Origin of the sequence: Aeromicrobium sp. CnD17-E, from assembly GCF_024124745.1 — a bacterium.
Lineage (GTDB): Bacteria > Actinomycetota > Actinomycetes > Propionibacteriales > Nocardioidaceae > Aeromicrobium.
The window spans coordinates 20,725-28,128 of the sequence record NZ_JAMXRU010000037.1 but is presented as its reverse complement, the minus strand read 5'-3'; the positions used below and the strand labels follow the sequence as shown (position 1 = coordinate 28,128).

The following is a 7,404-nucleotide window of genomic DNA, read 5'->3' as shown; positions in this document are numbered from 1 at the left end:
GCGCGAGGTCGAGCAGGCGCAGGTGGAACTCGGCGTTGAGCCGCACGGCGTCGGCCTCGCGTCCGCCGTCGATCGCCGACCCTGCGCGCACCAGCAGCGCGCGCAGCGACGACAGGTCGGTGCGCGCGGCGAGCAGGCGTCGCACGGCCACGGCGTCGAGGGCGTGCGCCACCTCCAGCAGCTCGCTCACCTGGTCGGGGGAGAGGTCGCTCACCGCGACGCCCCCGGTGGCCCGCTCGGTGGCGAAGCCCTCGACGACCAGCTGGTGCAACGCCTGACGCACCGGGACGCGCGAGACGCCGATCCAGTCGGCGAGCCGGCGCTCGACGAGACGTTGACCCGGCACGAGGTCACCGGCCACGATGAGGTCGCGGAGCACGTCGGCGGCGCGGTCGGCGTCGAGCGCACCCTCGCGGCGAGTCTTTGGCATACCAAAAGCGTAGCGGGTCGGTCGTCGCGCCCGTGCGTCTCGCGAGCCAGACGTCGCCCGACGAGTCCGCCGCACCTGGCTAGACTCGCCGCCGTGCTGACCATCGACCGCGCGACCCGTGACGCGATCATCGCCCACGCACGCCGCGACCACCCGGACGAGGCGTGCGGCGTCGTCGCCGGGCCGATCGGCTCCGACCGTCCCGCGCGCCACGTGCCGATGGTCAACGCCGCGATGTCGCCCACCTTCTACGAGTTCGACTCCGGCGACCTCCTGCGGCTCTACCGCGACATGGACGACCGCGACGAGGAACCCGTCGTCATCTACCACTCCCACACCGCCACCGAGGCCTACCCGTCCCGCACCGACGTGAACCTCGCGTCGGAGCCGAACGCCCACTACGTGCTCGTCTCCACCCGTGACGGCGGCGAGGTCGAGGGCACCGACGTCGACTTCCGGTCCTACCGGATCGTCGACGGCGAGGTGACCGAGGAAGAAGTCACCATCGTCGAGCGTTACGACACCTGAGCACCCACCCCCCGAACCCCGGAAGAGAGCGACGACACCGATGGCCATCGAGGTCCGAATCCCGACCATCCTGCGCACCTACACCGACGGCGAGCGCGCCGTGCAGAGCGAGGGCGCCACCGTCGCCGAGCTCGTCGAGAACCTCGAGGCCGCCCACACCGGCATCAAGGAGCGGCTGGTCGAGGACGGCAGCGTCCGCCGCTTCGTCAACGTCTACGTCAACGACGAGGACATCCGCTTCACCGGCGGGCTCGAGACCGCCGTCTCCGACGGTGACACCGTCGTGATCCTGCCCGCCGTCGCGGGTGGCGCCGTCGACGTCGCCGTGGTGTCCTCCGCCGCCCAGGGCCCGGCACCCCTGCCGGGTTCCTGAGCCAGTGACCCGCTTCGACTCGCTCGTCGACTCCGTCGGCGGCACGCCCCTCGTCGGGCTGCCGTCGTTGTCGCCGTCGCCGGACGTCCGGCTGTGGGCGAAGCTGGAGGACCAGAACCCCACCGGGTCCATCAAGGACCGCGCCGCGCTGGCCATGATCGAGGCGGCCGAGGCCGACGGTCGTCTGACGCCCGGCTGCACCATCCTGGAGCCGACGAGCGGCAACACCGGCATCTCCATGGCCATGGTCGCCAAGATGCGTGGCTATCGGATGATCTGCGTGATGCCCGAGAACACGTCCGAGGAGCGTCGCCAGCTCCTGCGGATGTGGGGCGCCGAGATCATCCCCTCGCCCGCCGCGGGGGGCTCCAACGAGGCCGTGCGGGTCGCGAAGGGCCTCGCCGAGGAGCACCCCGACTGGGTGATGCTCTACCAGTACGGCAACCCCGCCAACGCCGAGGCGCACTACCGCGGCACCGGGCCGGAGATCCTCGCCGACCTGCCCGAGGTGACGCACTTCGTCGCCGGGCTCGGCACCACCGGCACGCTCATGGGCACGGGCCGCTTCTTCCGCGAGGCCAAGCCCGACGTGCGGATCGTCGCCGCGGAGCCGCGCTACGGCGAGCTGGTCTACGGCCTGCGCAACCTCGACGAGGGCTTCGTGCCCGAGCTGTACGACGCCGACCTCATCGACGCGCGGTTCAGTGTCGGCCCGCGCGACGCCGTGCGGCGGGTGCGCGAGCTGATCGAGCACGAGGGCATCTTCGCCGGCATCTCCACCGGCGCCATCCTGCACGCGGCGCTCGCCCAGGCGGTGAAGAGCCAGAAGGCCGGCGAGCGCGCCGACATCGTCTTCATCGTCTGCGACGGCGGCTGGAAGTACCTGTCCACCGGCGCCTACGAGGGCACCCTCGACGACGCCGAGGACGCGCTCGACGGCCAGCTGTGGGCCTGACCTCGCCGTTCGTGGTTCCGGGGCGGCGCCACCTCCGCTAGCCTCACCGTGTGCGCGACATCGTGGTCTTCTCCGGAAGCGCCCACCGAGCCCTGGCCGAGGCCATCTGCAGCGAGCTCGGCACGAGCCTCTCGCCGTCGGAGACCGTGCGCTTCAGCAACGACTGCCTGCAGTCCCAGCTGCTCGCCAACTGCCGCCAGCGTGACGTGTACATCGTGCAACCGCTGGTGCCGCCGACGCAGGACCACCTCATGGAGCTGCTGCTCATGGTCGACGCCGCGCGCGGTGCGTCGGCCGCGTCGATCACCGTCGTCGTGCCGCACTACGCGTACGCGCGCTCGGACAAGAAGGACGCGTCGCGCATCTCGATCGGCGGCAAGCTCGTGGCCGACATGATGGCCACCGCCGGCGTCAACCGCGTGGTCACCATGACCCTGCACGCACCGCAGGTGCACGGCTTCTTCTCGATGCCGCTCGACCACCTGACCGCCATCGGCGAGCTCGCCGACCACTACCGCGACTCCGACCTGTCGAACGCCGTGGTCGTCTCGCCCGACTTCGGCAACGCGAAGACCGCGTCGCAGTTCGCACGGCTCCTCGGGCTGCCGGTCGCGGCCGGCAGCAAGCAGCGCAAGGCCGACGACAAGGTCGTCATCGACGCGATCGTCGGCGACGTGGCCGGCAAGCGGGCCATCGTGCTCGACGACGAGATCGCCACCGGCGGCTCCATCGTCGAGCTGGTCTCGATGCTGGAGCGCCAGGGCGTCACGGAGATCTCCGTGGCCTGCACCCACGGGCTGTTCACCGGCAAGGCCGTGGAGCGGCTGCGCGACCACCCCGGCATCGCCGAGGTCGTCACCACCGACACCGTCCCGCCACCGGCCGACTGGCCCGCCCTGCGCGTACGGTCCGTCGCGCCGCTCTTCGCGCGGGCCATCGCCCGGATCCACGCCGGCGAGTCGGTCAGCAGCCTCTTCGACGGCGTCGACCCCACCCACGCCCCGCCGCAGCCCAAGCTCCCGCTCTGACGCTCCCTCCCCCCAGCGGTGACTTCTCCACCGTGAGGTGCGACGTCCTTCTCGGCGGTGAGTCCTCCACCGTGTGAGCGCTGGGACGGTGGCGCATCCACCGCCGACCCCGATCCGGTGGAGAAGTCACCGTTGGGGAAGTGGTCCGTGTCGTGGGACCGGGGTGCCGTCGTCGGCCAGCCGGACTAGGGTCGAGCGACGACGAAGGGGGTCCGGCGTGAGCCGACGTGTGCTGGGGCTGCTGGCGGGCCTCGTGCTGGCCGTGCTGTCGCCGCTGCTCCTGGTGGGGCCGGCGCAGGCGGCCGACGGCGGCTCCGGCGAGGGCCGCGAGGTCGTGGTCGGCACCGAGGGCACCTACCCGCCCTTCTCGTTCAACGAGGACGGCCAGCTCACGGGCTACGACGTCGACGTCATGAAGGCCGTGGCGAAGGAGGCCGGCTGGCGCCTGCGGTTCGTGCAGTCCCAGTTCGACGCCCTCTTCGGCTCGCTCGACGCCGGCCGCATCGACGTGATCGCCAACCAGATCACGATCAACCCCGAGCGGGAGGCGCGGTACGCGTTCTCCGAGCCGTACGCCTACTCGCGCGGCGTCATCGTCGCGCGGAAGGGCTCGGACATCCGGACGCTGGCCGACCTGAAGGGCCTGACCACGGCGCAGTCGGCCACGAGCAACTGGTCGCAGGTCGCGAAGGACGCCGGCGCGAAGGTCGAGAACGTCGAGCAGTTCTCGCAGGCTGCCGACCTGGTCGCGCGCGGCCGGGTCGACGCGATCGTCAACGACAACATCGCCGTCCTCGACTACCTCGCCACCTCCGGCAACGACCAGGTCGAGATCGTCGGCGACGCGGGCGACGAGGTCAGCCGCCAGGCGCTCGCGTTCCGCCAGGACGACGCCGACCTGGTGCGTGAGGCCGACCGCGCGCTCGACGCCCTGCGCGCCGACGGCACGCTGGAGCGCATCAGCGAGGACTACTTCGGCGCCGACGTCTCCGTCGAGGACGGGGGAGAGGCAAAGGTCGGTGGTCGCGACGAGACGTCGTGGGTGACGAGCGTCCGCGAGGCCGCGTGGCCGGCGTTCGTCGCCCTGGTGAAGATCACGATCCCGCTGACCGCGATCAGCTTCGCGATCGGCCTCGCGGCGGCGGTGCTCATCGCCTTGGCCCGGGCGTCGTCGTCCCGGTGGCTCTCGTGGCCGGCCCGTTTCTTCATCTCCGCGGTCCGCGGCACGCCGCTGCTGCTCCAGCTCTTCGTGGTCTTCTACGGCCTGCCGCAGCTCGGACTGGACCTCCCGTCCTTCCCGGCCGCGGTGCTGGCCCTCAGCGTGAACGTGGCGGGCTACGGCGCGGAGACCGTCCGGGGCGCGTTGCTGGCCGTGCCGCGCGGGCAGCACGAGGCCGCCGCGACCATCGGCATGTCGGGCGGCCTCGCCCTGCGCAGGGTCGTCCTGCCGCAGGCTGCGCGCATCGCCGTGCCGCCGCTGTCGAACACGCTCATCTCGCTGGTCAAGGACACCTCGCTCGTGTCGGTCGTGCTCCTCACCGACGTCACGCGCGTCCTCAACCAGCAGGCGTCGGCGTCGTTCGACTACCTGCCGCTGTACCTGCTGGGCGGCCTGTACTACTGGATCGTCTGCACCGTGCTCTCGGTGGCGCAGGGACGCCTCGAGACCCGACTGAACAGGTACGTGACGCCATGACCACGCCGTCGCTCCTGCAGGCCCGCGGCCTGCGCAAGACCTTCGGCGACAACGTCGTGCTCGACGGTGTCGACCTCGACGTCCCCGAGGGCACCACCAGCGCCATCATCGGCCCGTCGGGGTCGGGCAAGACGACCCTGCTGCGCTCGCTGAACGCGCTCACCGTGCCCGATGCCGGCACGGTGTCGATCGGCGACGTGTCGGTCGACTTCGGGTCGCTGCCGCGCGGCAAGGAGGGGCGTCGGGCCTGCGAGCGGCTGCGCGCGCAGAGCGGCATGGTGTTCCAGTCCCACGAGCTCTTCCCGCACCGCACCGTGCTCGGCAACCTCGTCGAGGGACCCGTGCAGGTGCAGGGCGAGGACCCCGACGAGGCCGCCGCACGCGCCCGCGCACTGCTCGAGCAGGTAGGGCTCGCCGGACGCGAGGACGCGTACCCGTCGCAGCTCTCGGGCGGCCAGCAGCAGCGCGTCGGCATCGCCCGTGCACTGGCGCTGCGTCCCCGCGTGGTGCTGCTCGACGAGCCGACGTCGGCGCTCGACCCCGAGCTCGTCGGCGAGGTGCTCGCCGTCGTGCGCGACCTCGCCTCGCAGGGATGGACGATGGTGGTCGTGACGCACGAGATCCGGTTCGCGGCCGACGTGGCGGACACGGTCGTCTTCGTCGACGGCGGGCACGTCGTCGAGCGCGGACCCGCACGCGACGTCGTCGACGCGCCCCAGCACGAGCGCACGCAGCGCTTCCTCGAGCGCGTGCTGCACCCGGGGTGATGATCATGACGGTCCCGGGACTGGCCGTGTCGCCGGACGGTCCGTAGGCTTGCGCCTCGTGGCGGACGCACCGATCGGGATCTTCGACTCAGGCTTCGGCGGCCTGACGGTCGCTCGAGCGGTGATCGACCAGCTGCCCCACGAGGCCGTGCTGTACCTCGGCGACACCGCCCGTCAGCCCTACGGACCCCAGCCCATCCCGGCGGTCCGCGAGTTCGCGCTCGAGTGCCTCGACCACCTCGTCGCGCACGGCGTGAAGATGCTGGTCATCGCCTGCAACTCCGCGAGCGCCGCCGTGCTGCGCGACGCTCGCGAGCGCTACGACGTGCCCGTCGTCGAGGTGATCGTGCCCGCCACGCGGCGCGCGGCGCGAGCCACCCGCAACGGTCGGGTCGGCGTCATCTGCACCCGCGCGACCGCTGCGTCCCGGGCGTACGACGACGCCTTCGCCGCCAACCCCGGCATCGAGCTGTTCACGCAGGCGTGCCCCGACTTCGTCGACCTCGTGGAACGTGGCGTCACGAGCGGGCCCGAGGTCACCGCCGCCGCGGAGGAGTACCTCGCGCCGCTGCGCGAGGCGGGTGTCGACACGCTCGTGCTCGGCTGCACGCACTACCCTCTCCTGACCGGGGCGATCGCCCTGGCCATGGGCGAGGAGGTCACCTTGGTCTCGAGTGCGGAGGAGACGGCGAAGGACGTGTACGCCCGTCTGGTCCAGGACGACCTGCTCCGCGACCCCGCGGCGGGTGCACCCGAGCACCGCTTCCTCACCACCGGCCGACCCGACGAGTTCGGCGTGCTCGGCCGACGCTTCCTCGGTCCCGAGGTCGGCTCGGTCGGCCAGTTCGCGCAGGTGGTCGCGTGAGGCTCACCATCGTCGGGTGCGCCGGGTCCTACCCCGGGCCCGACTCCGCGTCCAGCTGCTACCTCGTCGAGCACGAGGGCTTCCGGCTGCTGCTCGACCTCGGCAGCGGCGCGCTGGGTCCGCTGCAGCGCCACCTCGACCTGCGCGACGTCGACGCGGTGCTGCTGTCGCACCTGCACGCCGACCACTGCTTCGACCTCTCGGGCTTCTACGTGGTGAGCAAGTACCACCCGCAGGGCACCCTGCCGACGATCCCCGTGTACGCGCCACAGGGCGCCGGCCCGTTCCTCGCGAGCAGCTACGGGCGCACCGAGGGCCTGCAGATGGCCGACCAGTTCGACTTCCGCACGTGGGTCGACGGCGAGACCGTGCAGGTGGGCCCGTTCACGGTCACGCCGCGCCTCATGGACCACCCCGTCGAGGCGTACGGCATGCGCCTCGAGGTCGACGGGAAGGTGCTCGCGTACTCCGGCGACACCGCGCCCACCGAGGCCCTCGACGACGTCGCGCTCGGCGCCGACCTCTTCCTGTGCGAGGCGTCGTTCGTGGAGTCGGGGACGAACCCGCCGAACCTGCACCTGACCGGGGCGGAGGCCGGCGACTACGCCACCCGCGCGGGCGTCGGACGTCTGCTCGTCACCCACGTGCCCGCCTGGACCGACCGCGACGAGGTCGCCGCCGACACGCGCTCGACGTTCGCCGGAGAGTTCGTGCTCGTCGAGGCCGGGCAGGTCTACGACGTCTGACGGACGTCGGTAGGGT

At 71.9% G+C, this 7,404-nt stretch carries 9 protein-coding genes; 8 read left to right on the top strand and 1 reads right to left on the bottom strand.

What is annotated here, in order from left to right; genetic code table 11:
* On the bottom strand, positions 1 to 430 hold a 430-nt coding region (locus tag NH339_RS09175), incomplete at its 3' end, for a GntR family transcriptional regulator (RefSeq protein ID WP_253024637.1).
* Positions 431 to 523: 93 nt separating this feature from the next.
* Here NH339_RS09175 and NH339_RS09170 point away from each other — a divergent pair.
* The 8 genes from NH339_RS09170 (at position 524) to NH339_RS09135 (ending at position 7,388) form a co-directional block, all read left to right on the top strand.
* Positions 524 to 958, top strand: coding sequence for a Mov34/MPN/PAD-1 family protein (locus tag NH339_RS09170; protein ID WP_253024635.1), 435 nt, complete (start codon positions 524 to 526; stop codon positions 956 to 958).
* 40 nt (positions 959 to 998) lie between these two features.
* Positions 999 to 1,331, top strand: coding sequence for a MoaD/ThiS family protein (locus NH339_RS09165; protein WP_253024624.1), 333 nt, complete (start codon positions 999 to 1,001; stop codon positions 1,329 to 1,331).
* A 4-nt stretch (positions 1,332 to 1,335) separates the two neighbouring features.
* Positions 1,336 to 2,286, top strand: coding sequence for a PLP-dependent cysteine synthase family protein (locus tag NH339_RS09160; protein WP_253024622.1), 951 nt, complete (start codon positions 1,336 to 1,338; stop codon positions 2,284 to 2,286).
* A gap of 50 nt (positions 2,287 to 2,336) precedes the next feature.
* Positions 2,337 to 3,314 (top strand): ribose-phosphate pyrophosphokinase, encoded by a 978-nt coding sequence (locus NH339_RS09155; RefSeq protein ID WP_067855709.1) that lies wholly within the window; start codon positions 2,337 to 2,339, stop codon positions 3,312 to 3,314.
* A gap of 217 nt (positions 3,315 to 3,531) precedes the next feature.
* Positions 3,532 to 5,010, top strand: a complete 1,479-nt coding sequence (locus tag NH339_RS09150; protein WP_253024620.1) for an ABC transporter substrate-binding protein/permease — start codon at positions 3,532 to 3,534, stop codon at positions 5,008 to 5,010.
* The gene (locus NH339_RS09145; protein WP_253024618.1) at positions 5,007 to 5,777 is read left to right on the top strand and encodes an amino acid ABC transporter ATP-binding protein; all 771 of its coding nucleotides are present in this window, start codon (positions 5,007 to 5,009) and stop codon (positions 5,775 to 5,777) included. Before NH339_RS09150 ends, NH339_RS09145 begins: the two co-directional genes overlap by 4 nt.
* A 58-nt stretch (positions 5,778 to 5,835) precedes the next feature.
* A complete protein-coding gene (gene murI, locus NH339_RS09140) occupies positions 5,836 to 6,642 on the top strand; it encodes a glutamate racemase (RefSeq protein ID WP_253024616.1) in 807 nt (268 codons plus the stop codon).
* Positions 6,639 to 7,388, top strand: coding sequence for an MBL fold metallo-hydrolase (locus NH339_RS09135; protein WP_253024614.1), 750 nt, complete (start codon positions 6,639 to 6,641; stop codon positions 7,386 to 7,388). Before murI ends, NH339_RS09135 begins: the two co-directional genes overlap by 4 nt.
* The last annotated feature ends 16 nt before the right edge of the window (positions 7,389 to 7,404 follow it).